The sequence below is a fragment of the Nocardia cyriacigeorgica genome, assembly GCF_029868385.1.
Classification (GTDB): domain Bacteria; phylum Actinomycetota; class Actinomycetes; order Mycobacteriales; family Mycobacteriaceae; genus Nocardia; species Nocardia cyriacigeorgica_F.
The window spans coordinates 100,199-127,162 of sequence record NZ_JARWNX010000042.1 but is presented as its reverse complement, the minus strand read 5'-3'; the positions used below and the strand labels follow the sequence as shown (position 1 = coordinate 127,162).

Genomic DNA, 26,964 nt, shown 5'->3' with positions numbered 1-26,964 from the left:
TGGAATGAAGTTCGGCACCTTCGCCGCCACCGCCGTCGTCGCCGTCGCCGCCATCGGCATCTCCGCTGGCACCGCGCATTCGAAACCACCGAAGGTCAGCGAGGAACTGCGGGCACAGGGTGTGGAGCAGGGGATCGACTACACCACCACCACCGACCGCGCCGGGCGCACCATCACCACCAAGGTCGACGACGGCCGGTTCGAGGTCGTCGCCGATGAGCAGGGCGCGGGTGAGCGGGCGGTGCTGAAATCCGAGGACGGCGCTGTCGTCGCCGAAATTCCGCTGGCCTACGAGATCTCGGGCAGCCGGATGACGGTGGCGCACGAAATCGCCGATGACGGCCGTGAACTCACCCTCACCACCAAGCCGTCGGCCGAGGAGATCGGCGAGATGCGGCCGATCAGCTCCATGTCGCGCCTGGTCGCCGAACTGGAGAAGAACGTGGTCGGCGTCGTCGCCGGCGCCGTGATCGGCGGCCTGGTCGGCGCCGTGATCGGTATGGGCTTCTTCACCCTGCTCACCGGGCCGATCGGCGCGGTCGTCGGCGGGCTCGCGGGCGGCGTCATCATGGGCGGCCAGCCCTTCACCGACGCCATCCTCGCCGTCCTCAACGGCCAACCGTGACCGGGCCGATGACCGGCCAGGACAACGACCCCACACCCAACCGCAGCCGCCGCCGACTGTCCAATACCGCGCTCACCGTCGCCATCGGGGCATTCGTCACCGCGGGGATCCTGATAGTGGGCGTCACGGTGCTGGCGTCCTCGTTGGAGTCCACCGTCGCCGAGGCCACACAGGGCACCACCGCCACCAGCGCGGTCCAGCCGACACCGCCGAAAGCAGTGTCGACGCAACCTGGTCTGGCCCCGCCCGCGACCACCACAATCACGCCGTCGACCACATCGACCTCCGCCACCCCCATCGCGGCGAACAAGACCGCGAAGGAAGCGGTGCCCCTGAAGGTGGAGGTCGGCGACTGCGTCGTCCTCGATCCGGACCCGGCCAAGGTCGGCAAAACCGCCTGCGGGAGCCCCGATTCCACCTACCGGGTCGTCGACAAGGGTGGGGAGGGCGCCAGTTGCCCCGCCGATTCCGACCATTCCCACTCGGTCGACAAGACCACCCTCTGCCTGGACATCGACTGGACCGTCGGCTCCTGTATGGCACTCGAACCGGCGCCGGCCCGCATCCCCTGCACCTCCGCCGACGGCGTCAAAGTGGTTGCGGTGAAACAGAACACCACCGAAGTGGATACCTGTCCCGACGCCGATCGCGGTTTCGTCTACTCCGAACGCAAGTTCGTCGTCTGCTTCGCGGATCTATGACGCCCGGCCGGGCAATCGGCGGCAACGCTGCCCCTCGCCCGCCACCTTCCGATCCACTCGAACGGTGACGGACCGAGACGGGCACTGCCTAGGCGCATTGCAGGGGGCGGGCGTCGGCAGCCGGGACACCGTGGCGATTCACGCAATCGAGATCGGTCCCGACGTCGATCACCCGCCAGTGCTTCTGTCCGGCATGTTCGCCGTACTGGAACAGGTAGACCTCCGCCGGGGACGCACCGTCCGAGGTGCCCATCGCGGTGGCGAACAGGCCGAGGCACCGCGGTTGCTGGAGGTCGGCCAACGGGAACTGTGGCCCGCCGGTCATTCGCAGCGTGGTGATCAGGTATTCGCGGGTCACCACGGCGCAGGGATCGGCGACCGGTTCACCGGCCGACGGCCCCGGCTGCGCTGAGGACGGTCCTGGTTGCGCGGCCGGAGGTTCCGGCTGGGCAGCGGGCGGCGCGGGTGCCGCCACCGGAGGCTCGGCAGGTGCCGCCACCGGCGGTTCGGGCGCCTCGGCCGACGGCTCCGCCGCCGACCGGCCGGTGCTCGCTGTGGGCGCCGAGGTCGAGTCACGTACGGAAACCGTGCTCGATGCCGAAGAATCCGAATCGGACGCGCTCCCACCGCCACAGGCAGTGAGAACCGCCGCGGAGGCAACAACCGCAGCGAGGAGAGCAAATCGGGTCATGTTTCCTCCTGGTAGGGGCCGCCGATGGCGGGCCGCTACTGAACAATCTCGGCGGCCGAGGTTTCGTTACAGCGCGCAGCGAAACCCTGGTGGATCGCGCTCACGCACATCGGATGACGCTCTGGCACAACGAAGCTCGCGTCATCGCCGTTATGCGATCGAGACAGATCCCGTTGCTAACGACAGCCGGATGCGAAGCGACCAAGTCGGCAGGCGCCTGAAAAGGAAGCGGGATCAACGGCTCTCGGTGAGCCGCATCAGCACCACGATGAACGACGAAACAAAGCACGCGAGGTTCACCCTCGCCTGAGAGCGGCGGAAACGCCAGGAGAGGGGCACCGTAGAGGGTGCGGTGCCCCTTTGTCCTTCGGCGACCACCTGAGATCGGGCCTCATTGTTACCATGACCAGGTGTTTGTGATCCCGCGCATGCGGCTTGCGTTGTCCGCGCTGCTGGCCGTTGGGGCCGTGGCGATTTCATCGTGCGGCCAGGATGTAGCGGGCGAAGCACAGCCGATCGGCGAGGAGATCGACTCCTGCGACGCGGGAGTGGTACTCGTTCTCGATGTGTCGCTGTCGATGGAAGCCACCGATGTGGCGCCGAGTCGGCTGGCGGCGGCCACCCAAGCCGCGAAAGATTTCGCGGATGGTCTGCCGCCGCAGACGATGCTTGGGCTCGTCACGTTCGCGGGCACGGCCCAGGTGGTGACGGCACCGTCGACAGACCGGGACACCTTCAAGAACGCGCTCGATACCGTCACCCTGTATGAGCGCACCGCGACGGGTGAAGGCATATTCACGGCGCTGTCGAGCGCCGTACGACTGCCCGAGGGGCCACGCCGGATCATCTTGATCTCCGACGGCAAACAGACCGTTCCCTTCGATCTGAACGAACCCCGTGGCGCGTACACCGCCGCCACAGAGGCGAAGCGCGAGAACATCCCCGTCTCGACGATCTCACTGGGCACCGACCGCGGCGAGGTCGAGGTTCCCGGCGCCTCTCGCGTCCGCGTGCCCACCGACCCCGAATCGTTGCGCGAGATCGCACAGCTGTCCGGCGGCGACTTCCACGATGCCACGAGCCCGGAAGCCCTTACCAGGGCATTCGATGCCATGACCTGCGACTGATGGACCGCTCGTGGAGCAACCCACGAGCGGCCCGAGCACTTCCGCGCTTACTTCCCGATAGCTCCCGTGCTCAGGAAACCGAGCAGATCGTGCCGGGTGATCACACCGACGGGTTTGCCGTCCTCCACGACCATCAGCGCATCGGAATCCGACAGCGCCTTGGTGGCCGCCGAAATCGGTTCACCCGAACCGATCAGCGGGAACGACGGCGACATATGCTGCGCCACCGAATCGGTGAGATGCGCGCGGCCTTCGAAAACCGCCGAGAGCAGATCACGTTCGGAGACGCTGCCCGCGACCTCGCCCGCCATGACCGGCGGTTCGGCCCCGACCACCGGCATCTGCGAGACGCCGTACTCGCGCAGGATCTCGATGGCATCGCGCAGAGTTTCCGACGGATGGGTGTGCACCAGGTCGGGCAGGGCGCCGGACTTGCCGCGCAGTACGTCACCGACGAGGGGTTCGGCGGTGGAACCGTCGAGACGGGTGCGCAGGAACCCGTAGGAACTCATCCAATCGTCGTTGAAGATCTTGGACAGGTAGCCGCGGCCACCGTCGGGCAGCAGGACCACCACGAGCGCGTCGGGATCGCGGCGGGCGACCTCGATGGCGGCGACGACGGCCATACCGCAGGAACCGCCGACCAGCAGGCCCTCTTCACGGGCGAGGCGGCGGGTCATATCGAAGGAGTCCGCATCGGAGACGGCGATGATCTCGTCCGGGATCTCCGGGTCGTAGGCCGAGGGCCAGAAATCCTCACCGACACCCTCCACCAGATACGGGCGACCGGTGCCACCGGAATACACCGAACCCTCGGGATCGGCGCCGATGATCTGCACCTTCCCGCCCGAGACCTCTTTGAGGTAGCGGCCGGTGCCGGTGATGGTGCCGCCGGTGCCGACGCCCGCCACGAAATGGGTGATCTTGCCGTCGGTGTCACGCCAGATCTCGGGGCCGGTGGTCTCGTAGTGGCTGTCGGGACCGCCGGGGTTGGCGTACTGGTTCGGTTTCCACGCGCCGTCGATCTCGCGGACGAGGCGGTCGGAGACGCTGTAGTAGCTGTCGGGGTGGTCCGGCGGGACCGCGGTGGGGCACACCACCACCTCGGCGCCGTAGGCGCGCAGCACGTTGCGCTTGTCCTCGCTGACCTTGTCCGGGCAGACGAACACGCATTTGTAGCCGCGCTGCTGTGCGACCAGCGCCAGGCCGACGCCGGTATTACCCGAGGTCGGCTCCACAATCGTGCCGCCGGGGCGTAGCTGCCCGGATGCTTCGGCGGCCTCGATCATCTTCACCGCGATGCGGTCCTTGGAGCTGCCGCCCGGGTTCAGGTATTCGATCTTGGCGGCCACCACACCGGCGTTCGGCCCGACGACCGAGTTCAACCGGACCAGCGGGGTGTTGCCGATGAGGTCCACGACATGATCCGCGATGCGCATGACTCCATCGTTGCAGAACCGTTGCCGGTAGGTGCGGGCCGGTCACGCACACCACACCGGCGGCGGCCCGGTCGCGGCGCGGATCCTGCGGAAAGTGCCTCCGCCGCCTAATATCTGCGGCTATGAGGCTGCCGAACACTGCCAGGGTCGCCGCGGTGCTGGCCGGATCGGCGGTCGCGCTGGTCGTCGCGACCGGTGCGCCCGCTGCCGCGACGACGCACACCGTCGCGTTCCCCGATGTCCCCACCTCCGCCTACGGCGGGCTGTGCTGGACCAGCATCCACACCTGGGCCGACACCAGCCCCGACTGGCCCGGCCGCGCCGTGGTGAACGTGCGCGCGGCGCCCGTCGGCGGCATCGGACCCGGTCAGTACCCGCTGGCCCCACTGTGCGAGGTCCGCGCCACCGTGGCCTGGCGCAACACCACCACCGGCGCCACCGGCAGCTACGAGAACAATGTGGTGACCGGCATCTACGGCAGCATCCAGTACTCGCTGTTCCAGGACACCGGGCCGGGCCGGATCGAGGTCACCGTCAGCACCAACCACGCCAATATCCCGGCGCGCGGTTCCTTCGACGTCCCGGCCTGATCGCCCACATCGGCGTGCGCAGCCGGGTGCCTCGGTGCCCGCACCGGCGGCAGGCGCTCACTGCGACCGGACAGCAGGTGGGTCGGACGACACGCGGCCAGGTGGGCAACCGCGCGCGCCGAGGGCGCCGGTGGCTGCCAACGATTCCTGAGCAGAGCTGCGACAACGGCGAGAGTACGTAAAATTTCTCTTCGTGGGCGAACCTCGAATCGGATGGCGTGCGGCCGCGGTGACCGGCGCCGCGACCGTGCTCGCCGGGTCGGGTGCGGGCACGGCCTCGTGGGCGGCGTATCGGTTGCTCATGGCGCAGGCGGGCGTCGCACGCGGCGTCATCGGGCGCGACACCTCCAAACCACCGGAAGCCGACGGAATCTATCCACCGGGCAGTGAGCGGCCGCAACCGTGGCGCTTGGACCGGCACGCCGACCTGCACCTGATGATCTTCGGCGATTCCACCGCGGCGGGCGTCGGCTGCACCGCCGCCACCGAAGTACCCGGTGTGCGGATCGCCCGTGGTGTGGCCGAAACGACCGGGCAGCGCGTCCGGCTGAGCACCAAGGCCATCTCCGGCGCGACCTCCAAGGGCCTGTCCGGGCAGGTCGACGCCATGTTCGTGGCCGGGCCGCCACCGGACGCCGCGGTAATCCTGATCGGCGGCAACGACATCACCAAGAAGCATTCGGTGACCCGCTCGGCCGACCGGCTCAAACGAGCCGTGGCGCGACTGCACGAGGCGGGCGCCGTCGTGGTGGTCGGCACCTGCCCCGATCTGGGTACCGTCACCGCCATACCGCAGCCGCTGCGCAGCGTGGTGCACACCTGGAGTCAGCGGCTGGCCAGGGCCCAGACGGCCGTCACGCTCACCGCGGGCGGACATCCGGTGGCCATGGGCGATCTGCTCGGCAAGGACTTCCACGCCGCACCGGAACAGATGTTCTCCGCCGACGGCTTCCATCCCTCGGCCGCCGGATACGCCCTCGCCGCCGAGCATCTGCTGCCGGTTCTGCTACAGGCTCTCGCTGAGCGGGATCTGGCCGCACCGGGTGTTTCCCCCTCGGCGAGCGCGACGTAGATTCGAAGTGATTCGTACCCGCGAGTACCGCATGTATGGCCGTGCCCACACCTGCGTGCTCCGAGACATAAGGAGTCCTCATGCCTGAGGCCGTCATCGTTTCGTACGCCCGCTCCCCCATCGGCCGTGCAGGCAAGGGTTCTCTGGTGAGCATGCGGCCGGACGACCTCGCCACCCAGATGGTCCGCGCCGCGCTGGACAAGGTGCCCGCGCTCGACCCCACCCAGATCGACGATCTGATGCTCGGCTGCGGCCAGCCCGGCGGCGAAGCCGGTTTCAACATGGCCAAGGTGGTGGCCACCCAGCTCGGCTACGACTTCCTGCCCGGTGTGACGCTCAACCGGTACTGTTCGTCGTCGCTACAGACCACCCGCATGGCGCTGCACGCCATCAAGGCCGGTGAAGGCGATGTGTTCATCTCCGCCGGTGTCGAGACCGTCTCGCGCTTCCCGAAGGGCACCTCCGACGGCTGGCCCGACACCCACAACGAGAAGTTCGCCGAGGCCGAATCGCGCACCACCAAGCGCGCCGAAGGCGGCTCCGACGGCTGGCACGATCCGCGTGAAGGCGGCGAGCTGCCCGATGTCTACATCGCGATGGGCCAGACCGCCGAGAACGTCGCCCAGTACACCGGCATCTCGCGCGAGGACCAGGACCACTGGGGCGTGCGCTCGCAGAACCGCGCCGAAGAGGCCATCAAGGCCGGTTTCTTCGAGCGGGAGATCACCCCGGTCACCCTGCCCGACGGCACCGTCGTCTCCACCGATGACGGCCCGCGCGCCGGGACGACCTACGAGAAGATCTCGCAGCTCAAGCCGGTGTTCCGACCCGACGGCACCGTGACCGCCGGTAATGCCTGCCCGCTCAACGACGGCGCCGCCGCCCTGGTGATCATGAGCGACACCAAGGCCAAGGAACTGGGCCTGACCCCGCTGGCGCGCATCGTCTCGACCGGTGTGTCCGGTCTGTCGCCGGAGATCATGGGCCTGGGCCCGATCGAAGCGGTCCGCAAGGCGCTGAAGATCGCGGGCAAGACCATCGACGATATCGACCTGTACGAGATCAACGAGGCCTTCGCGGTGCAGGTGCTCGGTTCGGCCCGTGAGCTGAACATGGATCTGGACCGGCTCAACGTCTCCGGTGGCGCGATCGCCCTCGGCCACCCGTTCGGTATGACCGGCGCACGCATCACCGCGACGCTGATCAACAACCTCCAGACCCACGACAAGCAGTTCGGTCTGGAGACCATGTGCGTCGGCGGCGGCCAGGGCATGGCCATGGTCCTCGAGCGCCTGAGCTGATCCGCCTCTCCGGGATTTTTGGCCAGACTCAGGTGGCACGCCCGTAGCGTTGGCGGTCGGCGGTGAGGTGGTGGGTAAGGTCAGCCCGTACCCGGTGAGTTACCCGGATCTTGCGAGATCGGTAGAACGGTCCCGAATCTTTTTGTTCGGGACCGTTCTCATGTGGCTGACGGCGTTGTCAGCCCTGGTCTATGCCGACGGGGCGGTCGCCGATATCGGCGACCGCCCCGTCGGGTGGTTGTCAGCGCGGCCTCGGCCGCGCGCTTGCTAATCGTTCTGGAAGTAGCTCAGCAGGCGCAGGATCTCGACGTAGAGCCAGACCAGGGTGACGGTGAGGCCGAGGGCGACGCCCCAGGCGGCCTTCTCCGGCGCCTGGGCGCGGATCAGCTGATCGGCGGCGTCGAAGTCGAGCAGGAAGCTGAACGCGGCGATGGCGATGCAGACCAGGCTGAAGATGATGGCGATGGGGCCGCCGTCACGCAGGCCGAAGCCGCCGTCGGTGAAGAAGCTGGCGATCAGGTTGCCGACGACCAGCACCAGCACACCGATCATCGCGCCGACGATCATGCGGGTGAAGCGCGGGGTGACCCGGATGGCGCCGGTCTTGTAGACGACCAGCATGCCGGCGAACACACCGAAGGTGCCGAGCACGGCCTGACCGATCAGCGCCGAACCGCCAGCACCACCGAACGAGACGTCGGTGAACATCAGCGACAGCGCACCGAGGAACAGACCCTCGGCAACCGCGTAACCGAGCACGATGGCGGGGTTGTCCATCTTGCGGCCGAAGCTGGCGACCAGCACCAGCACCAGGCCCACCAGACCGCCGACGATCACGAACAGCGGTGCGAGACCGTTGTTCGCGCTGCTCAGGATGAAGGAGATGAGGGCCGACACCGCCAGCACACCCAGCGTGATGCCCGTTTTGGTCACCACATCGTCGATGGTCATCGACCGGGTGGCGGGCGCCTGCTGATAGGGCTGGTACTGCGGGGGCTGGCCGTACTGGTTACCGAACTGCTGGCCCAGCTGCCCCGCACCGGCCACGCCCGAACCGAAGTTGGCGTAACCGCCGCCTTCCTGTTTCGGCAAATTCTTGAAAACCGGATTGCTTGTGGCGCGCACCGCTTGTCCCTTTCTGGAGTCGTGGCCCACGTCGAGGCGTGGCCGTCGGCATCGAGTCGCTGCTCGATATCCAACTGTTGTGTCCAACGATCTTCACCGCCGCCGAGTTCCCGAACGGCGACTCGGCATTGTGATAAAGACCGACAAATCGGACTCTACCGCTACTGGGCGTCGTGCAGGCCACACACCGACCGGGTGACGGTGAATTTGCGGTTGCGTCCGATCACATCGGTACGTCCCACCATTCGCTCGACGACGCCGCGATAGTTCAGATGCGAGTTGTAGACGGTCCAGAGTTCACCGCCCGGCCGCAGTACCCGGCCGGTCTCGGCGAACATCTTGATCGCCGACCCGGTGTGCACGGCCGCGCCCACATGGAACGGCGGATTGCACAGCACCAGATCGGCGCTGTTGTCCGGTGCGGTCGACATCGCGTCATCGCGCACCACGCTCACCCGATCGGTCATCTGATTGGCGGCCACCGTGGCGACCGCGGAGGCCACGGCGGCGGCGGACTGATCGGTGCCGACCACTTCCAGCCGCGGTCGCGCCTTCGCCAGTGCGACGGCGAGGATGCCGGTCCCGCAGCCGAGATCGATGGCGTCGCGGGCGTCGGGCTTCATGGTCTTCATGTGCTGGAGCAGGAATCGGGTGCCGATATCGAGGCGGGCGCCGGAGAACGCGGCGCCGTGCGCGACGACATCGATATCGAGTTCGCCGATATGCTCGCGCACCGGAAACGGCGGATCGCCCACCGGTTTCGGACCGCTGACCAGCAGGGTGCGCGATTTCTGCCTGCCGCGGCTGGCCCGCACCTCGGTGAACGATTCGGCGAGAACGTCGTTCATCGATTTGGTCAGATACTTGTCGCGACCGCCCGCGAAGATCACCACGTCGGGGGCGGCGAAACGGGCGATGGCGTCGGCGACCTCGGACAGTCCCGCCAGCACGCGCGGCAGACGCAGCAGCACCACGCGCACGCCCTTCAACAGGTCGGCGTCGAGGGCGTGGGCGGTATAGCGGTCGGTGAAACCGACGGCGCGAGCATTGGCGGCGAGGGCGAGTTCGCCGGTGAGCAGATCCTGATGGACGCGCACGCCACGCAGATCGTGCGCGGCCGCGGCGCCGAGGGTCAGGGCGCCGTAACTGTCGCCGATAACCGCAACTTCCCCGCTATCCGCGGTGGTGAGCGCCTCCGCCGCGACATCGAGAATCAACCGGTCAGCGGCATCGACGGCATACAGGTTCGACGCCTCCACATCCGGATACCGGCGCAGCCGCCCCAGCAGATCCTCCACATTCAGCACCCGTCAAGTGTGCTAGATCGTTGCCCGATAAGCACGTCGGGCCCAGTTCGGGCGGCGCGGGTACGCGAACACCCCGCGCCGATTACCCGCTGCGAACGGGCGAACATGGGTAACATCTGCCACATGCGTAACAAGCTGGTGGTCGGCCTGGTTGCCGTCGGCGTCGTCGGATTCGCGGCGGCCTGCGGCGACAGCGATTCGACCCCGACCACCGTCGTCGACGCCCCCACCACCTCGGCCGAGGCGACCACCACCGCGGCAGCGCCCCCGGCCGCGCCGTCGGATGCCGAACCGAAACGCGCCGAGGCCTCCGGTGACGCCGCACTGACCGTCACCGATATCCGCATCGGCCATCACGACGGATTCGACCGGGTGGTCTACGAACTCGGCGGCACCGGCACACCGGGCTGGGTCGTCGAATACACCGACGCGGCGGTTCAGGACGGCAGCGGCGCCGCCATCGACGTCGCCGGGCAGTCCGTGCTGGAAGTGCGGATCACCGGGTCGGCGTACCCGTTCGACAGTGGGGTCGAGCCGTATTCGGGCCCGGACCCGGCCACCGATCCCTCGGCGCCCGGCATCGCCGGGGTCTACCGGGCGACCGTGTTCGAGGGCATCACCCAGTCGTTCATCGGCGTCAACGGTGACCGGCCCGCGTTCGCGGTGAGCACGCAGAGCGGTCCCACTCGGCTCGTCATCGATATCGCGACGTCCTAGCGAGGATCGCGACGCGCCTGGCCCCTGCGAGACGCCACGGGCCTGGGTCACGATCCCCGCGGCCATGGATGGAGTGGGTGCCGTAGGCGTCGAGGTAGTACCGGAAACGGCGCTCCCGCATCGCGACCCGTTCCACATCGCAACGCTGCAACCCGCGTCGGGGCATGCCACCCGCGTCGGGGCGTCCCGGCCGTCGGTGCATGCCCCCCCACCTCGGGGGCGTCCGGACTACAGCGCGACACCTAGCCCACAAGCCGCGCACGTACGGCCGAGGCCGTCGGGGCCTCCACAGCGCCACACCTAGCCCGCGAGGCGCGCACGTACGGCGAGGGCGGCGCAGCAGACGACGGCAAGCCCGCCGGACACGGTCGGCCAGGTGAGTTGTTCGCCCAGCAGGAGGGCCGCCCAGCCGATGGTCAGCACGGGCTGTACCAGCTGGACCTGGCTGACCTGGGCCATCGGCCCGATCGCGAGTCCTCGATACCAGGCGAAGAAGCCGAGGTACATGCTCACCACGGAGAGGTAGGCGAAGGCGGCCCATTCGGTCGCGGTGCCGCTCGGTGGCTGCTGCGCAATCGACAGTCCGGTGAGCACGATCATCAGCGGCGCGGCGAGAACCAGCGCCCAGGAGACCGTCTGCCAGGAGCCGAGTTCACGGGACAGCAGCCCGCCTTCGGCGTATCCGATCGCGGCGGCCGCGACCGCACCGAACAGCAGCAGATCCGACCAGTGCAGTGCGAGCGCTCCGCCGCTCTGCACGGCGGCGAAGACGACGGCGGCGAGCGCACCGGCACCCGCCGAGAACCAGAAGACGCGTGGTGGTCGTTCGTGGCCGCGGAGCACCACCGTGACCGCGGTCGCGGCAGGCAGCAAGGCGATGACCACCGCGCTGTGACCGGCCGGTGCGGTGGTCAGCGCGTAGGACGTCAGCAGCGGAAAGCCCATCACGACACCGCCTGCCACGATCGCGATCCGCCCCCACTGAGTGCCACGCGGCAGGCGCTGTTTGGTGATCGTCAGCGCGATGGCGGCGAGGAGAGCGGCGACCGCAGCCCGGCCCGCGCCGATGAACAGCGGCGATATTCCACCATCGGCAACGGCCACACGCGTGAACGGGACGGTGAGGGAGAAGGCGAGGACACCGAGCAGACCCCACCGGAATCCGCTCTGCGCGACGGGTAGCGGTGGGCGCGAATCGACGATAGCGCTACTCTGTACACTCATGTACAACGATAGCAGTGCGCGTATCGTCGCCGAACTCCGCGCGTGGATCGCCACGGCCGCACCGGGCGCGAAACTGCCGTCGACCCGGTCGTTGGTGGCGAAGTACGGCGCGAGCCCGGTCACGGTGCAGAAGGCGCTGCGGACGTTGACAGCGCAGGGGATGATCGAAAGTCGGCCCGGTGTAGGCACTTTCGTGCGAGCGGTGCGCGTCGCCCGGCCCAACGACTACGGCTGGCAGACGGCCGCGCTCGGATCGCCGGTCGGTCGCGCACCGCAGCTCGCCGCCGCACTACGCACCGCACCGCATGACGCGATCGCCTTGCATTCGGGATATCCCGACCGTGAACTGCTACCCGAGCGCCTGGTCCGAGCCGCCTTCTCGCGCGCCGCGCGCAGCGCCGCCACGATGTCGCGTCCGCCGGTCGCGGGACTTCCCGAACTCCAGTCCTGGTTCGTCTCCGAACTCGCCGCCGCCGCACCGGTCGGCGTCGCGACCCCCGCGCACAATGACGCCATTGTCATCCCCGGCAGTCAGAGCGGACTCAGCAGCGCCTTCCGCGCGCTGGTCGGGGCCGGACAACCGCTGCTGATCGAATCGCCCACCTACTGGGGCGCCATGCTCGCCGCCGCGCAGGCCGGTATCCAGGTCGTTCCGGTACCGAGCGGTCGCGGCGGACCCGACCCCGACGACCTCGACCGCGCCTTCCGCCGCACCGGCGCGCGCGCCTTCTACGCCCAACCGAACTTCGCCAATCCCACCGGTGCGTGCTGGCCACCGGACGTGGCCGACCGGGTGCTCGAGATCGTGCGCGGCCACGGCGCGTTCCTGATCGAGGACGATTGGGCACACGATTTCGGCATCACCGCCGCCCCGGTGCCCGTCGCCGCGCGCGATGACGCCGGACACGTCGTCTACCTGCGCTCGCTCACCAAAAGCGTGTCACCGGCGGTGCGGATCGCCGCCGTTATCGCGCGCGGACCGGCGCGTGACCGCATCCTCGCCGATACCCAGGCCGAATCGATGTATGTGAGCGCCATGTTGCAGACCGTCGCGCTCGACGTGGTCACCCAACCGGCCTGGCGCAACCATCTGCGCACACAGCGCCAGCAACTGGCCGCTCGCCGCGACCTGCTCATCGACGCCCTGGCCGAGCACGCGCCCACCGCGCACGTCACGGCGGTTCCCGAAGGCGGCCTGAACCTCTGGGTGCGACTGCCCGACGCCACCGATCTGGCCCGACTGGTCCGCGACTGCGCGGCCGACGGTGTGATCGTGGCGGCCGGTGACGAATGGTTCCCCGCCGAACCGACCGGACCGCATCTGCGGCTCAACTACTCCGGGCCGAACCCCGGCGCCTTCCCCGACGGCGCGCGGGCGATCGGGCAGGCCCTGGCGCGGCAGAGCTGACCGGGATATCGGTTCGCCAACTATCGCGCCACGCTTGGCCATCGGCGTCGACGACACAGTACGGTCAGGAGAACTTACGGTCAGATGCCTGGCAATGTCTGTCTCCGCGAAGACACGGGGCGGCCGGGCATCCGCGAGGGGAGAAAGACCGATGCGACGATTCGAACGCACGAGCCTGGCCGCTGCCTCGGTAGCGATCACCGGCGGAATCGTTCTGATCAGCGCGTGTTCGAACAGCGTCACCGGCACCGCGCAGGTCAACCAGAGCGATCTCGCCACCTATACCTCGATGGCGGCGGCCTCCTCGTCGGCGGCGGCCAAGTCGGCGGCGACGGCGGCCTGCGACGCCTTCAGCACCGCCAACGGTGATTCGATCCGCAAGTTCAACGCCTACATCGACGCCAGCAACGCCGACGCGCCCGACACCGCGACCAAGGCCGCCGATGCCGAAACCGCGCTGCGCGACGGCGCCGACGACGTCGACCGCAAGCTGGTGAAGAACCTCCCCTCGGGTGTATCCCAGGCGTTGCGCGACTACCGCGACGACAGCAAGAAGCTCGCCGACCTGCTCGAGCAGGACGCGCCGACCGACACCATGAACGACCACATCGACACGTTCAACACCACCAAGGACGCCGCGGTCGACGCCTGCGAGGACTATTAGCAAGTACCTCGCGGGGGTATCCGCACGACCGATCTCTAGACTGGGTACCGTGACCGACCAGCACCTTCCTCCACGAGCACTCGGGTACGCCCGGCTGTTCGCGCTGGTCGTGCTGCTCGGCGGGATCGTCGCGATGCACGCGGGAGTGTTCAGCATCGGGCAGGCCGGGGCGCATGCGCACGGTGCGGTGAGCACGTCATCCGGTCACGGTCACGCGCGTGCCGAGCCTTCCGGACTCACCCGGCACGAGCATCGACTCCAGCACGGCGGCACCGCCGAGCTGGATCACAACGGCAGCGTCTCCCCAGCGGCCGCCGCCGACGCGCCCGGTACCGCGGCCCGCGGTGCGCATCAACCCCGCCCCGCTACAAGCGATCTCACGGTTGAAGCCCTATCGCCCGCCGATACCGCAGGCACCGAGCCCATCCCCGCCGTTGGTACCGGGATGCGCGTCTCCGCAACCGAAATCGGCACGCACGTCTCCGCTACCGGAATCGGCACGCACGAACAGGATTGTGGCGGCGGCGGTTGTGGTGCTCAGGGCGGGATGCACGCCTGTGTCTTCATCCTGTCCATGCTCGGTCTGGTGATCGGGCTGGTGTTGTTGTTCCGGTTGGCGTTCCAGCCGCTCTACGGCTCGGGCACGCTCACCGTGCGGCGCCCGGCTCGTCGGGAGCGTCCACCGCCGTGGACGGTGCCGTCCCTGTCGGAATTGTCGATTCTGCGGGTCTGATGGGCGCTCGTGTCCTGGCCAGAAGACCACGGCACGACCCAGCCTACCCACATTCTTCCAATTCCCCAGGAGCACAACCATGTCCATCACCCGTACCCGGATCATCGTCGCCCTCGCCGCCGCCGCGGTGCTCACCGCCGCCGGATGTAGCGATGATTCCTCGACCACCTCGGGCGAGACCACCAGCGCGTCCGCGACCACCAGCGCAGCCAGCGGCACGGCGACGCGCACCGATTTCAACGATGCCGACGTCACCTTCCTCGAGATGATGTACCCGCATCACGCGCAGGCCGTGGATATGGCGCAGATGGTGCCGAGCCGCACGCAGAACCCGCAGCTGCTGGCCCTCGCCACCGCGATCGAGGCCGCGCAGGCGCCGGAGATGCAGCAGATCACCACGCTGCTGCAAAGCTTCGGGAAGCCGGTGCCCGGCGCCGACGAGCACGGTGGGCACGATATGCACGGTGAGCACGGTATGCAGATGCCGGGCATGATGACGCCCGAGCAGATGACGGCGCTGGAGAATGCCACCGGACCCGAGTTCGATCGGCAGTGGATCCAGATGATGATCGAGCACCACACCGGCGCCATCGATATGGCGAACACGGAACTGGCCGACGGCGTGAACCCCGATGCCAAGGCACTCGCGACCAGTATCGTCGCCGCCCAGCAGGCCGAGATCGACCAGATGCGCCAGATGCTCGGCCAGAACTGACGCCGGACGGTGGCGGGCGTCGGTTGCGCCCGCCACCGGGTCGCGGCTACGGGGTCTGGAAGGTGCCGAAGCCCGGTAGGAGGTTGCCGCTCGTCGCGAAGACGGTCGCGGTGACCAGGCCCGTTCCGGTGGTGACGATGACCGGCTTCGGCTTTCCCGTCGTCGAACCGGTCGTCGTCGGCAGTTCGATCGTGCCGTTGGCTCCGGTGTTCCAGTTGCGCCAGTTCACCTGCACCGACGGGGAGAACGGGATGAGCGAGAAAATGGGGTCCTCGACGGTCAGCGCGGTTTCGCCCGGTGCCCCGGTCGGGGTCGCCGACACATGGACCACACCGACCGACGGCGAGAGGTCGAAGGTGTAGTTGAACACCACCGGCACCGGGAACACCGTGGTCGGCTGGGCCACCGCGGGGCCGGAACCACCGATGACGAACCCGAGGGCCAGCGCTATCGCGGCCAGCGCACCGGCGACGGAGCGGATCACGATATGCACCAATCTCCTCCTGGGCTCGCGCGGGAATCGGCCATTCGTCCCGAGTATTGCCCCCTCGCCGCCGGAACGTGCTCGTTTTTGATCACTGGTTAGTCTCGATGAGATCTCCCCCATCGACACTCTCGCCTCGACGGCGCCGACCGCAACGCTCACGCGAAGCCATCGGACCCGACCGCATCGTTGCACCCACCTGAGCCGCGAGCGGCACCTGACCGCGGCGTTTCGCGAGTAGCCCCCACGCTGGGGTGCCACTCGACAGGCTCGGGTTACGCGTGGGCCGGGGTGGTGTCGGGCCAGGAGGGGGATCGGCCGAGTAGACGCAGGGTTCGGGCCAGGGGTGAGTCCTCGGCTGTGGTGGGCAGGTCCGGGCCGAAGGGGGCGCCGGGCTCTTCTCGGATCGAGCCGGTAGGGACCTTTTCGGCGATGTGCAGGGCCATCGCGGCCAGTTCGGGGTCGACCGCGAGCTGGTCGCCGATCGCGCGGGCGACGTCCCAGGCGTGGATCACCGAGTCGACGAGATGGAAGCCAATGGCGGTGTGGCCGGGAATGGTGACGTCGGTGATATCGGGGAGCGACCAAGGACTGTCGAGGACGTCGGCGGCGAACGCGGTGACGACCTCATCGCAGGAGGCCGCGCAATCGGCGATCGGGTCGGCGGCGAATTCTTTTCTCCACCAGTCGTACTCGCTCCCGCGACCGGCCGATGCCGCGGCGAAACCGCGATTCTGCACGGCCATGTGGTGCAGCAGATCGCGCAGATCCCATTGCGCGCACGGCGTCGGATCGGCGAGCTGTCGCGGTGTGACGCGGTCGATCACGCCGCGGCACAGTCGAACGGACTCGCGGTGCAGTTCTCGTATTTCAGTAGGCATAGGCTTATCGTATGCGATCGCTTATTATTTGCCCAGGGGTATCGTCGTCCCATGCCGGCCCGTCCCGACCTAGCAGCAATGATCGCGCCGCTCGGCCGCGCCCTGATGGCCGCCGAACGTCCCATCCTGGAATCGCACGGCCTCACCATGTGGGCCTATGCCGTGTTGCTCGGCCTCGAGGAGTCCCCGGTCCGCACCCAGTCGGCGCTGGCCCAGACCATCGGCGCCGATAAGACCCGCATCATTCCCACCCTCGATGATCTCCAGGAGCGCGGGCTGATCACCCGCACCCCCGACCCCGCCGACCGCCGGGCCCGCCTGCTGTCACTCACCCCGGCGGGCCGGGAGCTACGCGATCGCGCGCAGGCGGCGATCCAGCGACGCGAGGACGAACTCCTGTCCATCCTGTCCCCGGATCTCCGCCGCGATTTCGTCCGGGCCCTGCAACAACTCTCGGCCCATGACGGCAGCCAGGACCCGAAACCGTGATCACACCGAGCCGAAGCGCACGTCGCCACCCCCGATCCACCCGGTGTCATTCTCGAGGCTGATCACCACCCGCCGCAGATCATCCGGGCGGCCGATGTGCACGACATCCCGCGCCACCTACGTTGACCACATGGTGCAGACGGCGCAGGCGACGCTCACCCGGCGCATCGGTGACATGGACATGCTGCGTGGTTTCGCACTGTTCGGGATTCTCGTCACCAATGCCGCGGTGCTGACCATCCTGCTGTCGTTCACCGGGCCGAACTCCGATCCGGTTCCGCTGTACGACGGGACCTGGGACCGTCTCGCCTACGGAATCATCTACGGGTTGTTCCTCGGCAAGTTCTATCTGCTGTTCGCGTTCCTGTTCGGCTACTCGTTCACACTCCAGATCGCCGCCGCCGAACGCGCCGGCGCCGCACCCGTCCCGCGGCTACTCCGCCGGTGCGCCGCACTGCTGCTGATCGGTATCGCACACATCTGCCTGCTGTGGATCGGCGACATCCTCACCCTGTACGCGGTATTGGGCGTGATCCTGGTGCTGCTGCGTAAGATTCGGCCCCGCACGGCCCTCATCACGGGTGCGGTGCTGTACGTACTGTTCGCCTCGCTCGCGTTCATACCGGGCAGCGGCGGCGGCATCGGGATGCTGGGCCAGATCTTCGATCTGGAGGCCATTCGCACCGGATTCCTCGGCAGCGTTCCCGAAACCTTCGCCACCCAGCTCGAGACCGGGCCGAGATTCCTGCTGTTCACCTTCGTCGGCCAGGGATTCACCAGCATGGGCATGTTCCTGATCGGCCTGGCCGCGGGCAAGGCGCGCCTGTTCGAGGATGCGGATCGGCTGCGCCGGTGGACGCCGCGCGCCCTGCTGATCGGCGCGGCGATCGGACTGCCGATCTCGATCGCCACCGTGGTCGTGCACACGCTGTACGGGAAGGTGCCGACGTACCTGTTCGGCGCGCAGGAGCTGATCAACCCCTTCATAACCGTGTTCTATGTGGCCGCGCTCGTCTGGCTCGCCCGCTCCGGCCGCGTGCCCGCACTGCACCGGATGCAGCCCGCCGGACGCATGGCCGCCAGCAACTATCTCGGCCAATCCGTGGTGATGGCGGTCGTGTTCACCGGTTACGGATTGGCCCTCGGCGACCGCATCCCACCGTTCGCGGTACTCGCGATCGCCGTCGCCACCTACCTCGCCCAGCTGTGGGTGAGCGAACGCTGGTTGCGCGGGCATCCATACGGGCCGGTGGAGTGGGTCCTGCGTGCGGCGACCTACCGGCAGCGGCCGCCGTGGCGGAAGTCCGCCGCCGTCGTGGGCGCCACGACGGGATCAGCGGAACCCCGAAACGACTGATTACAGGCCGGCGCAACCGAGCCCGTGATTTCTCCGAGCCTGTACGAGCGGTGATCGGTCGAGCCGAAGGCGCCTTCGCCGGACTCAGTGCCGTGGATGCACCAGCGCTCGACGCGCGCCGACCGACGTCGACGCCGCGAGGGCGACCCAGACCGCCGTCGTGACGGCCACCAGCATCGCGGGCCGGTCGTTGATGATCTGCAAGAGAATCGACGCCGCGAGGATCCCCAGGGCGAGGACCGACAGCACGATGCCGACGCGAGTTACCGGTGCCATACCGACCATTGTCCAACTTCCGTTCACCCGGCTACACCCGTTCGTGGTAAACGGCACACCGCCGGACACAAATTAGAACGTGTTCTATATTCAGGGGGACTGTTCCGGCGAGCCCTCGGGAGTTCACGAGATGTACCAGTGGTCCGACGAAGACCTGATGTTCCGCGACGCCGTGCGCGGCTTCATCGACAAGGAGCTGAAACCCCACGTCGACCAGCTGGAAAGCGGTGCGCTGCCGCCGTTCGACATCATCCGCAAGCTGTACGCGACCTTCGGTCTGGACGAGATGGCCAGGGAAGGGCTCGCGAAAGCGCTCGCGAAGGAAGAGGCCGGAACCACGGGGAAGCCGGGCGGCGGGTTCAGTGGGGCGGGCAGCATGGGGGTCATCCTCAACAGCGAACTCGCCGGGGTGAGCCTCGGCATGGTCGCGTCGATGGGGGTGAGTCTCGGACTCACCGTCGGCACCATCCGCAGCCGCGGCACGCTCGCGCAGAAGAAGCGCTGGCTGCCCGAACTGGTCACCATGGAGAAAGTGGGCGCCTGGGCGATCACCGAACCCGACTCGGGCTCGGATGCGTTCGGCGGCATGAAGTCCTACGTGCGCCGCGACGGCGCGGACTACATCCTCAATGGGCAGAAGACCTTCATCACCAACGGCCCGTACGCGGACGTCACCGTCGTCTACGCCAAATTGGACGAGCAGGACGGCACCGACCGACGCGATCGGAAAGTCCTGACGTTCGTGCTCGACAAGGGCATGCCGGGCTTCACCCAGAGCCCGCCCTTCAAGAAGATGGGCATGAACTCCTCCCCCACCGGCGAACTGTTCTTCGACAACGTGCGCATCACCCCCGACCGCCTGCTCGGCGAAACCGAGAATCCGGCCAAGGGCGACGGCAAGGACAGCGCCAAGGAATCCTTCGCCGCCGAACGCATCGGCATCGCGTCGTTGGCGCTCGGCATCATCAACGAATGTCATCGGCTGTGCGTCGATTACGCGAAGTCACGCAAGCTGTGGGGCAAGGAGATCGCACAGTTCCAGCTCATCCAGCTCAAACTCGCCGAAATGGAGATCGCCCGGATCAATGTGCAGAACATGGTGTTCAACGCCATCGAACGCACCGCAGCGGGTGAAAAGGTCTCTCTCGCCGAGGCTTCGGCCATGAAGCTGTACTCCTCGCGCGCCGCCACCGAGGTCGCGATGGAAGCGGTGCAACTCTTCGGCGGCAATGGCTATATGGCCGAATACAAGGTCGAACAGCTCGCCCGCGACGCCAAATCCCTCATGATCTACGCGGGCAGCAATGAAATCCAGGTCACCCACATCGCCAAGGGACTGGTGGGGGCATAACCGACCCTGTTCGCGGCGCACACTGCCGCGGGGTGCGCAACGGGCTTAGGTTCACGGTGACAGCAACCCGCGACCATCTCCGCTGCGCCGACGACAATGATCGCCATGACTCGCACCCTGATCTCCGCGGCCGAGGCGCTACGGCAGCGCTACCGGGACCCGGAGCCCGGCACACTACCGGCCGAATGGAATCCGACGCTTCAGGTGCTGCTCGAGCATCGTTCGGTGCGACGGTATCTGCCCGACCCGGTATCGGATGACACTCTGCGCCTGCTGATCTCGGCCGCCCAGTCGGCGCCGACCTCATCGAATCTCCAGGTGTGGAGTGTGGTCGCGGTGCGCGATCCGGAACGTAAGGCGCGGCTGGCCGAGCTGGCGGGCGATCAGGCGCATATCCGGCAGGCCCCGGTCCTGCTGGTGTTCACCGCGGATTTCGCGCGGTTACGCCAGCTGGCCGCGGACTCCGGCGCACCGCTGGACGGCGCCGACTATCTGGAGTCGAGCTACGTCGCCTTCATCGACGCCGCCCTCGCCGCACAGAACGCGGTGGTCGCCGCCGAATCGCTCGGGCTCGGCACCGTCTACATCGGCGCGATCCGCAACAATCCCGAACAGGTCGCGGCCGAACTGCGTCTGCCCGAGCACGTGTTCGCGACCTTCGGCCTCGTGGTCGGCCACCCCGATCCGAGTGAGCAGGCGCAGGTGAAACCCCGGCTCCCACGCGAAGCGGTCCTGCACCAGGAGACCTACGATCTGCCGGGCCAGCGACCCCACGTCACCGAGTACGAGCGCAGGCTCACCGACTTCTACGCCGACCAGAACCTCGACCGCTCCTGGGTTCCCGCCGTGCTCGCCCGCCTCGCCTCCGCCCGCGCGCTCAACGGCCGCGACCGGCTCCGCGAATCCCTGCGCAATCACGGATTCCCGCTCCGCTGAGGCACGTTCGCATACGGCGTGCGGTGGCTCGTTCATCGCCGCCGCATGGTCGGGAACGGTCGGGCCATGAATGCGCCAGAACCGCCGTTCACGCAGGTAGCAGGCTCGTATACTGCGAAAATGCGCATCCACCGGATTGCCCTCAGCGGCGCCGTGGTCGCCGCCGCGATCGTCGCCCTCGCGCCCTCGACGTCGGCCACGCCACCCTCGGGCGTGACCGTCGAACAACTGACGCAGGTCGATGTGAGCGGATTCAACCCGTTCGCCGCGTTGCCGAGCGTCTACACCTTCCGACGCATCACCATCGCGCCCGGCGGGACTCTCGGATGGCACTACCACGACGGTAATGTCCTCGCACTGGTGACGGCCGGCGAGGTGACGCGATACGAGACGGACTGTCAGCCGATCACGTACTCCGCTGGTCAAGGACTGTCGGAGACCGTCGGCCCCGACCACGTCCATGTCGGCCGCAATCTCGGCACCGCACCGGCCGAGCTGTACGTCGCCTATCTCAACCGCGCGGGAGAACCACTTTTCGTGGACGCCCCCGCTCCCGACTGCCCGTAGCCCGCTCAGATGCCGAGGCAGGCATCCGCGCCGCCGGTCGCGAACGTTTCGGTGCTGCAATAGGCGGTCCTCGGGTAATACGGGCCCATCGTGCTGGCCGGGTCTGTACCGGAGTCCTGCGACGCCTGGATCGAATTCGGATAGAACGCCGCGCTCGGCGTCATGTTCCGCAGGAACAGCACCTTGTCCACATCGGTGCTGCCCCACGGAATCACCGTCACATTCGGTCCGAGGTTCGGCGGCAGGTCAGTGGGTGCGGCGACCACATAGGTGTAGTAGCCGGAGCTGTCGAGCGCGGTCTGGAAGTCGGCGGCGCAGGCGACGACGGGATAGGGCGAGCGCAGGTCGTTCTGGCACATCGACCAGTACCGCATCTGGCTCGGATCGGTCGGTGATTGCCCCGCCCTGGTGTCCGGGAAGGTCGGCGCCATACCGCGCACCACGAGCAGGCGGCCGGGTTGATAGCTGATGCGCGTCCCGATGTACTTGTTGTCACCGTTCGGGAAGAGCCCCGAGGTGCTCGCCGGGTTGCCGAAACTCGCCTCCGGTGTATTGCCGGGGAAGGCGCCGGAGGCCGCCGCGGCGATCGCCCGATCGAAGGCGGCCTTGGCGGCAGAGGCGATCGGGCCGGTGTAGGTGGCCGGGTCGAAGGGCTGCGCGCACGGCTGGGCGGGCACGTCGGCGCCCGCGAGCGAGAGCTTCACGTCCGGTAGCGCGACACCGCCGCTGAGCGAGGCCGGATCGTCCGGAACGTAGACGCGGACGATGACGAACCCGATCGGGGTGCTCTGTCCGCTCGGGACCGCGCGCAGCTCATTGCGGCTGTGGTCGGCCGGGCCGTTGACCAGCCTGGCGTGCCAACGCTGCTGCGACGGGGGCAGCGATGCGGCGGCGGCATCGACGAACGGGTTGGCGCTGCCCGGGTCGGCGACGATCTGGTTGTCGCGCAACGTGTCCACCGTGTCGAGGTCGGTGCCGTAGGTGTTCAGCGAGAAGTACCTGGCGGCCGGATAGGTACCGGACAATTCGATCGAGTCGCCCGGTCCGAGCGCGTACGGCATCAGCCAGTACGTCGAGTTCGCGTCCGGAAACGCCACGTTCAACACCGTGCTGTTGGACATGAACCGCCACGCGCACAGCGGCGAATCCGGCGGATCCGCCGACACCGGCGCGGCGAGCCCCACCGCCGCCAGCATCATGGCCAGCGCGCAACCGGTACGGACGATCAGAGCCACAACCGACTGCATGACGATCCCTTCCGGCTGCGCACCGGCTATCGAAGACTCCCGTGCGTCCACGTCACGGCGGCCGTCCGCCGCATCATCATCGTGCCACTTCAGAGACCTCCGGTCATCTCAGGGCGGTGCTGCTGCGGACTCGCTTCGGACGGAGACAGCCGATCACCCGGACGGCACGAACCGAGGTAGTGGTCTACCTGCGGTTGCGTAGTGCCCCCAGTGGGACTCGAACCCACACTTGGCGGATTTTAAGTCCGCTGCCTCTGCCAATTGGGCTATAGGGGCGTCGGCTCACCCTACCGACTCGTACGGGTGTACCGGAATCCCCCAGGGCTGAGAGGGGTGGTCAGGTGGTGGGGTCGGATTGGATGGTTTGGCAGGTTTCGACGAGGACGTCGGCGGCCAGGAGGCCGGAATCGTTGGCGGTTTCGCGGATTTCGGCGGACAGGGCCGGGTCGGTGGTGACGGCGCAGAGGGCTATCTGGAGGGCTTCGCCGAGCAGGGCGAGGTGGCGGGCGATGGCGAGTTCGTCGGCATCGGAGTTCACCTCGTCCAGGCCGACGGGCTGGGCGTCGGCCTGGATGCGGTAACGGCGCAGGGTGTCCTCGCCGAGGACCTTCATGAACTCGACCGACGCCGCCAGACAGCGGTTGTTCGCGACGCGATACTCCGTTCGGTCGGAGACACGCTCGATGAGCACCGCGGCGATGGTCGCGGCGGTGAACATACCGTCGCAGACCCGGGCGGGCGCCGCCTCCGGTGGGCCAGGAGGCGCATCGGCCAGACCGGTGGTCACCGCGTCTATCCAGCGGATGACCAGGTCGGTGCCGGAATGGTCGACCGTGCGGGCGGGTGGTTGCGCCCGGCGCCTGCGTCGCCACGGATTGCGCATCGTGTCACCTCTGTTCTGAGACGGACTTCCCGAGCACCGAATGCCGCTTGCTGTATGCGAAGTACACCACCAAACCGAGCCCCATCCAGACAATGAAACGCAGCCAGGTTTCCACCGACAGGTTCAGCATCAACCACAGGCAGGCGAGCACCGCCAGAATCGGCAGCAGGGGCACGAACGGCACCTTGAACCCGCGCGGCAGATCCGGGCGGGTCCGCCGCAGCACCAGCACCCCGATCGAGACCAGCACGAACGCGAACAGCGTGCCGATATTGACCATCTCCTCGAGCGTGCCGAACTCGACGAAACCGGCGAGCACCGCACACACCACACCGACGATGACGGTGATCCGCACCGGCGTGCCGCGGTTACCGGTGTGGGCGAGCCTGCGCGGCATCAGCCCGTCACGCGACATGGCGAACAGCACGCGGGTCTGACCGAGCAGCATCACCATGACGACGGTGGTGAGACCGGCGAGCGCGCCGACGGAGATGATGTTCTTCACCCAGGTGTCGCCGTGGATGGCGAAGGCCGTGGCCAATGTCGCGTCGTCACCGGCGAGATCGGTGTAGGGCACCATGCCGGTGAGCACCAGCGATACCGCCACGTAGAGCACGGTCACGATCATCAGCGAACCGAGGATGCCGCGCGGCATATCGCGCTGCGGATTCTTGGTTTCCTCCGCTGCGGTGGCGACCACGTCGAAACCGATGAACGCGAAGAACACCAGGCTCGCCGCGGCGAGCAGGCCGTACCAGCCGAAAGTGCTGTTGCCCGCGCCGGTGAGGTAGGAGAACAGCGTCTGATGGATACCTTCGCCGCCTTCACCCGGCTTGGATTCCGGGACGTAGGGGGTCAGGTTGTCGGAATCGAAGTAGGTCACGCCGATCACCAGCACCAATGCGATGACGCCGAGCTTGATGGCGACGGCCACCGCCGACACCCGCGACGACAGTTTGGTACCGATCGCGATCAAGGTGGTGAGCACCGCGATGAGCAGTACCGCACCCCAGTCGAAATCGACGGAACCGATATGCAGGATCGGTGAGCGCGAACCCATCAACTCACCCAGATACTGCGACCATCCCTTGGACACCACCGCCGCGGCGAGGGCGAATTCCAGGATGAGGTCCCAGCCGATGATCCAGGCGGCCAGCTCGCCGAAGGTGGCGTAGGAGAAGGTGTAGGCGCTACCGGCCACCGGGACGGTCGAGGCGAACTCGGCGTAGCACAGGGCGGTCAGCGCACAGGCGATAGCGGCGAAGACGAACGCCAGCGATACCGAGGGCCCCGCCACATTGCCCGCGGTGCGCGCGGTGAGGGTGAAGATGCCCGCGCCGACGACGACGGCGACACCGAAGATCGTCAGGTCCCATGCGGTGAGTTCCTTGCGGAGTTTCGAATCGGGTTCGTCGGTGTCGCGTATCGACTGTTCCACGCTCTTGGTGCGGAATATCTGGCGGCGGCTGGTCGGTATCGCCACGGCGATCTCCTTCGGGTCGAGGTCTCCAGTTGGGTGGTCAGTGGACGCCTTGCATATGTCTGCTCACCCATGGCGACAGACCGGCGACAACCAGACCGGCGAGGATCGCGACCGCGCCGATGATGCCGAAGTAGGCGAACTCGTGTTCCGGATCGTAGTAGCGAGCGAGGGTGCCCGACATCGAAGTGCCGAGACCGACAGAGAAGAAGTACAGCGCCATCATCTGCGCGCGGAACACCTCGGGCGCGAGCTGGGTGGTGACGGCCAGACCGATCGGCGAGATCAGCAGCTCCGATACCGCGAACAGGCCCATGATGAACAGCACGATCAGCGCGGGCACGGCGCGGCCGGTGGTCTGCGACATCGGCGTGAAGAGCCAGAAGGCCAGGCCCATGCCGATCACGCCGAGCGCGAACTTGCGCGGGGTGCTCGGTGCGCGGGAGCCGAGTCTGGTCCACATCAGCGCGAACAGCGGCGAGAGCACGATGATCCACACCGGCTCGACCGAGCCGATCCAGCTCGACGGGGCGGTCCAGCCGAAGATGTTCCAGTCCATCCGCTCATCGGAGTAGACCGCGAGCACGGTGAAGATCTGCTGGAACAGCGACCAGAACACCGCGTTGGCGATGAACAGCGGGATGAACGCGCGCACCCGGCTGCGTTCGACCGCGCTCACTTTGGTGTCGGTCAGCATGACCGCGAAATAGACGATGGCGGCCACGGCGATGACGCCGGTGGTGACGTCGGCGAGGTTGTCGAGGGTCACCAGACCGGTGACGGCAGCCAGCACGATGATCACCGCTGCCGCCGCGACCAGCCCGAGGATCTTGCCGATGGCGCTGCGTGGCAGCGGGTCGGGCACCTGCCTGCCCGCGGTGCCGAGATTGCGGCGGAACACCACGTACTGGGTGAGGCCGAGCGCCATCCCGATGGCCGCGGCGCCGAAGCCCGCGTGGAAACCCCATTCCCGTTGCAGGAGGCCGGTCAGCAGCGGGCCGACGAAGGCACCGAGGTTGATGCCCAGGTAGAACAGGGTGAAGCCACCGTCGGTGCGTGGATCGCCGTGCGGATACAGAGTGCCGAGCAGTGAGGAGGCGTTCGCTTTGAGCGCACCGCTGCCCAGCGCGACCAGCACGAGCCCGACGCCGACACCGGTGAGTCCGGGCAGGATGGCAAGGGCGATATGGCCCGCCATCACCACGACGCCGCCGTAGAAGACGGTGCGTTCCATGCCGAGCAGCCGGTCGGCGACCCAGCCACCGAGCACCGTGGACAGATACACCAGCCCGCCGTAGGCCCCGACGATACCGACCGCGGTGCTCTGCTCCATCCCGAGACCGCCGTCGGACACCGAGTAGTACAGGTAGTACCCGAGGATGGTGAGCATGCCGTAGAAGGAGAACCGCTCCCACATCTCGACCCCGAACAGGTTGGTCAACCCGATCGGATGGCCGAACAGCGTCCGTTCGGCGGGGTCGGTGGCTACTGCGTCGGACATGGTCAGACGATCGCACGTTCGGCGGTCGTTCACAGGCATCCACACCGAAAATGCATCGAACCGCGACGTGGAC

Annotated in this window: 28 protein-coding genes and 1 tRNA gene; 16 read left to right on the top strand and 13 right to left on the bottom strand. The window is 67.6% G+C overall.

The window, feature by feature from the left end; all coding sequences use genetic code 11:
- The first annotated feature begins 4 nt into the window (after nt 1-4).
- Both QH168_RS11890 and QH168_RS11885 read left to right on the top strand, forming a co-directional pair.
- Nucleotides 5-625, top strand: coding sequence for a hypothetical protein (locus tag QH168_RS11890; RefSeq protein WP_280234646.1), 621 nt, complete (start codon nt 5-7; stop codon nt 623-625).
- Nucleotides 622-1,326: an LppU/SCO3897 family protein gene (locus QH168_RS11885; protein ID WP_280234645.1), complete on the top strand. Its 705-nt coding sequence runs from the start codon at nt 622-624 to the stop codon at nt 1,324-1,326. The genes QH168_RS11890 and QH168_RS11885 overlap by 4 nt, the downstream gene beginning before the upstream one ends.
- Nucleotides 1,327-1,414: 88 nt before the next feature.
- Here QH168_RS11885 and QH168_RS11880 read toward each other — a convergent pair whose 3' ends face one another.
- Entirely contained in the window at nt 1,415-1,801 is a 387-nt protein-coding gene (locus tag QH168_RS11880; RefSeq protein WP_280234644.1) for a hypothetical protein, read from the bottom strand.
- Nucleotides 1,802-2,427: 626 nt separating this feature from the next.
- Between QH168_RS11880 and QH168_RS11875 the strand changes: the two genes are divergently transcribed.
- A complete protein-coding gene (locus tag QH168_RS11875; RefSeq protein WP_280234643.1) occupies nt 2,428-3,144 on the top strand; it encodes a VWA domain-containing protein in 717 nt (238 codons plus the stop codon).
- Nucleotides 3,145-3,191: 47 nt separating this feature from the next.
- Here the strand turns inward: QH168_RS11875 and QH168_RS11870 are convergent, their stop codons facing one another.
- Entirely contained in the window at nt 3,192-4,583 is a 1,392-nt protein-coding gene (locus tag QH168_RS11870) for a cystathionine beta-synthase (RefSeq protein ID WP_280234642.1), read from the bottom strand.
- A 122-nt stretch (nt 4,584-4,705) separates the two neighbouring features.
- On the opposite strand from QH168_RS11870, the gene QH168_RS11865 reads away from it, so the two are divergent.
- The 3 genes from QH168_RS11865 (at nt 4,706) to QH168_RS11855 (ending at nt 7,546) form a co-directional block, all read left to right on the top strand.
- Entirely contained in the window at nt 4,706-5,173 is a 468-nt protein-coding gene (locus QH168_RS11865; protein ID WP_280234641.1) for a hypothetical protein, read from the top strand.
- Nucleotides 5,174-5,366: 193 nt separating this feature from the next.
- Nucleotides 5,367-6,245 carry an SGNH/GDSL hydrolase family protein gene (locus QH168_RS11860; RefSeq protein ID WP_280234640.1) on the top strand — a complete coding sequence of 293 codons (879 nt, stop codon included), beginning with the start codon at nt 5,367-5,369 and terminating at the stop codon, nt 6,243-6,245.
- 80 nt (nt 6,246-6,325) lie between these two features.
- Entirely contained in the window at nt 6,326-7,546 is a 1,221-nt protein-coding gene (locus tag QH168_RS11855; protein WP_280234639.1) for an acetyl-CoA C-acetyltransferase, read from the top strand.
- A 267-nt stretch (nt 7,547-7,813) separates the two neighbouring features.
- On the opposite strand, the gene QH168_RS11850 is transcribed toward QH168_RS11855, so the two are convergent.
- Nucleotides 7,814-8,671: a Bax inhibitor-1/YccA family protein gene (locus QH168_RS11850; RefSeq protein WP_280234638.1), complete on the bottom strand. Its 858-nt coding sequence runs from the start codon at nt 8,669-8,671 to the stop codon at nt 7,814-7,816.
- A 161-nt stretch (nt 8,672-8,832) separates the two neighbouring features.
- Complete coding sequence (locus QH168_RS11845; RefSeq protein WP_280234637.1) at nt 8,833-9,978, bottom strand: class I SAM-dependent methyltransferase; 1,146 nt, start codon at nt 9,976-9,978, stop codon at nt 8,833-8,835.
- Nucleotides 9,979-10,101: 123 nt separating this feature from the next.
- On the opposite strand from QH168_RS11845, the gene QH168_RS11840 reads away from it, so the two are divergent.
- Nucleotides 10,102-10,695 (top strand): AMIN-like domain-containing (lipo)protein, encoded by a 594-nt coding sequence (locus QH168_RS11840; protein ID WP_280234636.1) that lies wholly within the window; start codon nt 10,102-10,104, stop codon nt 10,693-10,695.
- Between the two features lie 300 nt (nt 10,696-10,995).
- Here QH168_RS11840 and QH168_RS11835 read toward each other — a convergent pair whose 3' ends face one another.
- Nucleotides 10,996-11,919, bottom strand: a complete 924-nt coding sequence (locus QH168_RS11835; protein WP_280234635.1) for a DMT family transporter — start codon at nt 11,917-11,919, stop codon at nt 10,996-10,998.
- Here QH168_RS11835 and QH168_RS11830 point away from each other — a divergent pair.
- The 4 genes from QH168_RS11830 (at nt 11,918) to QH168_RS11815 (ending at nt 15,439) form a co-directional block, all read left to right on the top strand.
- Nucleotides 11,918-13,327 (top strand): PLP-dependent aminotransferase family protein, encoded by a 1,410-nt coding sequence (locus QH168_RS11830; RefSeq protein WP_280234634.1) that lies wholly within the window; start codon nt 11,918-11,920, stop codon nt 13,325-13,327. The two genes, QH168_RS11835 and QH168_RS11830, sit on opposite strands and share 2 nt — an antisense overlap.
- A gap of 151 nt (nt 13,328-13,478) precedes the next feature.
- A complete protein-coding gene (locus tag QH168_RS11825) occupies nt 13,479-13,991 on the top strand; it encodes a hypothetical protein (protein WP_280234633.1) in 513 nt (170 codons plus the stop codon).
- 49 nt (nt 13,992-14,040) lie between these two features.
- A complete protein-coding gene (locus tag QH168_RS11820; protein WP_280234632.1) occupies nt 14,041-14,724 on the top strand; it encodes a hypothetical protein in 684 nt (227 codons plus the stop codon).
- A 79-nt stretch (nt 14,725-14,803) separates the two neighbouring features.
- Nucleotides 14,804-15,439: a DUF305 domain-containing protein gene (locus tag QH168_RS11815; protein ID WP_280234631.1), complete on the top strand. Its 636-nt coding sequence runs from the start codon at nt 14,804-14,806 to the stop codon at nt 15,437-15,439.
- A gap of 46 nt (nt 15,440-15,485) precedes the next feature.
- Here the strand turns inward: QH168_RS11815 and QH168_RS11810 are convergent, their stop codons facing one another.
- Complete coding sequence (locus QH168_RS11810; RefSeq protein ID WP_280234630.1) at nt 15,486-15,932, bottom strand: hypothetical protein; 447 nt, start codon at nt 15,930-15,932, stop codon at nt 15,486-15,488.
- A gap of 266 nt (nt 15,933-16,198) precedes the next feature.
- The gene (locus tag QH168_RS11805; RefSeq protein WP_280234629.1) at nt 16,199-16,804 is read right to left on the bottom strand and encodes a TIGR03086 family metal-binding protein; all 606 of its coding nucleotides are present in this window, start codon (nt 16,802-16,804) and stop codon (nt 16,199-16,201) included.
- Between the two features lie 51 nt (nt 16,805-16,855).
- On the opposite strand from QH168_RS11805, the gene QH168_RS11800 reads away from it, so the two are divergent.
- Nucleotides 16,856-17,293, top strand: a complete 438-nt coding sequence (locus tag QH168_RS11800) for a MarR family winged helix-turn-helix transcriptional regulator (RefSeq protein WP_280234628.1) — start codon at nt 16,856-16,858, stop codon at nt 17,291-17,293.
- 130 nt (nt 17,294-17,423) lie between these two features.
- Nucleotides 17,424-18,650, top strand: coding sequence for a DUF418 domain-containing protein (locus QH168_RS11795; protein WP_280234627.1), 1,227 nt, complete (start codon nt 17,424-17,426; stop codon nt 18,648-18,650).
- A gap of 84 nt (nt 18,651-18,734) precedes the next feature.
- On the opposite strand, the gene QH168_RS11790 is transcribed toward QH168_RS11795, so the two are convergent.
- Nucleotides 18,735-18,926 (bottom strand): hypothetical protein, encoded by a 192-nt coding sequence (locus QH168_RS11790; protein WP_280234626.1) that lies wholly within the window; start codon nt 18,924-18,926, stop codon nt 18,735-18,737.
- 130 nt (nt 18,927-19,056) lie between these two features.
- Between QH168_RS11790 and QH168_RS11785 the strand changes: the two genes are divergently transcribed.
- From QH168_RS11785 to QH168_RS11775, 3 genes are all read left to right on the top strand, one after another.
- Nucleotides 19,057-20,277 (top strand): acyl-CoA dehydrogenase family protein, encoded by a 1,221-nt coding sequence (locus QH168_RS11785; RefSeq protein ID WP_280234625.1) that lies wholly within the window; start codon nt 19,057-19,059, stop codon nt 20,275-20,277.
- A gap of 105 nt (nt 20,278-20,382) precedes the next feature.
- Nucleotides 20,383-21,213 carry an NADPH-dependent oxidoreductase gene (locus QH168_RS11780; RefSeq protein ID WP_280234624.1) on the top strand — a complete coding sequence of 277 codons (831 nt, stop codon included), beginning with the start codon at nt 20,383-20,385 and terminating at the stop codon, nt 21,211-21,213.
- A 120-nt stretch (nt 21,214-21,333) separates the two neighbouring features.
- Complete coding sequence (locus QH168_RS11775) at nt 21,334-21,780, top strand: cupin domain-containing protein (protein ID WP_280234623.1); 447 nt, start codon at nt 21,334-21,336, stop codon at nt 21,778-21,780.
- Between the two features lie 5 nt (nt 21,781-21,785).
- On the opposite strand, the gene QH168_RS11770 is transcribed toward QH168_RS11775, so the two are convergent.
- The 5 genes from QH168_RS11770 to QH168_RS11750 all read right to left on the bottom strand — a co-directional run bounded on the left by QH168_RS11770 (nt 21,786) and on the right by QH168_RS11750 (nt 26,891).
- The gene (locus tag QH168_RS11770) at nt 21,786-23,027 is read right to left on the bottom strand and encodes a hypothetical protein (RefSeq protein WP_432421079.1); all 1,242 of its coding nucleotides are present in this window, start codon (nt 23,025-23,027) and stop codon (nt 21,786-21,788) included.
- Nucleotides 23,028-23,229: 202 nt separating this feature from the next.
- Nucleotides 23,230-23,303 (bottom strand) — tRNA-Leu (locus QH168_RS11765).
- Nucleotides 23,304-23,364: 61 nt separating this feature from the next.
- On the bottom strand, nt 23,365-23,910 hold the full coding sequence (locus QH168_RS11760; protein ID WP_280234622.1) for a hypothetical protein: 546 nt from the start codon (nt 23,908-23,910) through the stop codon (nt 23,365-23,367).
- Nucleotides 23,911-23,914: 4 nt separating this feature from the next.
- Nucleotides 23,915-25,393 carry an amino acid permease gene (locus QH168_RS11755; protein ID WP_280234621.1) on the bottom strand — a complete coding sequence of 493 codons (1,479 nt, stop codon included), beginning with the start codon at nt 25,391-25,393 and terminating at the stop codon, nt 23,915-23,917.
- 37 nt (nt 25,394-25,430) lie between these two features.
- Nucleotides 25,431-26,891, bottom strand: coding sequence for a peptide MFS transporter (locus tag QH168_RS11750; protein ID WP_280234620.1), 1,461 nt, complete (start codon nt 26,889-26,891; stop codon nt 25,431-25,433).
- Nucleotides 26,892-26,964: the final 73 nt, after the last annotated feature.

Excerpts from the sequence above, each read along its gene's own strand:
- QH168_RS11890 (WP_280234646.1), top strand. The coding sequence starts at position 5 with ATGAAGTTCGGCACCTTCGCCGCCACCGCCGTCGTCGCCGTCGCCGCC.
- QH168_RS11870 (WP_280234642.1), bottom strand. The coding sequence starts at position 4,583 with ATGCGCATCGCGGATCATGTCGTGGACCTCATCGGCAACACCCCGCTG.
- QH168_RS11865 (WP_280234641.1), top strand. The coding sequence starts at position 4,706 with ATGAGGCTGCCGAACACTGCCAGGGTCGCCGCGGTGCTGGCCGGATCG.
- QH168_RS11855 (WP_280234639.1), top strand. The coding sequence starts at position 6,326 with ATGCCTGAGGCCGTCATCGTTTCGTACGCCCGCTCCCCCATCGGCCGT.
- QH168_RS11840 (WP_280234636.1), top strand. The coding sequence starts at position 10,102 with ATGCGTAACAAGCTGGTGGTCGGCCTGGTTGCCGTCGGCGTCGTCGGA.
- QH168_RS11830 (WP_280234634.1), top strand. The coding sequence starts at position 11,918 with ATGTACAACGATAGCAGTGCGCGTATCGTCGCCGAACTCCGCGCGTGG.
- QH168_RS11835 (WP_280234635.1), bottom strand. The coding sequence starts at position 11,919 with ATGAGTGTACAGAGTAGCGCTATCGTCGATTCGCGCCCACCGCTACCC.
- QH168_RS11825 (WP_280234633.1), top strand. The coding sequence starts at position 13,479 with ATGCGACGATTCGAACGCACGAGCCTGGCCGCTGCCTCGGTAGCGATC.
- QH168_RS11815 (WP_280234631.1), top strand. The coding sequence starts at position 14,804 with ATGTCCATCACCCGTACCCGGATCATCGTCGCCCTCGCCGCCGCCGCG.
- QH168_RS11805 (WP_280234629.1), bottom strand. The coding sequence starts at position 16,804 with ATGCCTACTGAAATACGAGAACTGCACCGCGAGTCCGTTCGACTGTGC.
- QH168_RS11800 (WP_280234628.1), top strand. The coding sequence starts at position 16,856 with ATGCCGGCCCGTCCCGACCTAGCAGCAATGATCGCGCCGCTCGGCCGC.
- QH168_RS11795 (WP_280234627.1), top strand. The coding sequence starts at position 17,424 with ATGGTGCAGACGGCGCAGGCGACGCTCACCCGGCGCATCGGTGACATG.
- QH168_RS11790 (WP_280234626.1), bottom strand. The coding sequence starts at position 18,926 with ATGGCACCGGTAACTCGCGTCGGCATCGTGCTGTCGGTCCTCGCCCTG.
- QH168_RS11785 (WP_280234625.1), top strand. The coding sequence starts at position 19,057 with ATGTACCAGTGGTCCGACGAAGACCTGATGTTCCGCGACGCCGTGCGC.
- QH168_RS11780 (WP_280234624.1), top strand. The coding sequence starts at position 20,383 with ATGACTCGCACCCTGATCTCCGCGGCCGAGGCGCTACGGCAGCGCTAC.
- QH168_RS11775 (WP_280234623.1), top strand. The coding sequence starts at position 21,334 with ATGCGCATCCACCGGATTGCCCTCAGCGGCGCCGTGGTCGCCGCCGCG.
- QH168_RS11770 (WP_432421079.1), bottom strand. The coding sequence starts at position 23,027 with ATGCAGTCGGTTGTGGCTCTGATCGTCCGTACCGGTTGCGCGCTGGCC.
- QH168_RS11760 (WP_280234622.1), bottom strand. The coding sequence starts at position 23,910 with ATGCGCAATCCGTGGCGACGCAGGCGCCGGGCGCAACCACCCGCCCGC.
- QH168_RS11750 (WP_280234620.1), bottom strand. The coding sequence starts at position 26,891 with ATGTCCGACGCAGTAGCCACCGACCCCGCCGAACGGACGCTGTTCGGC.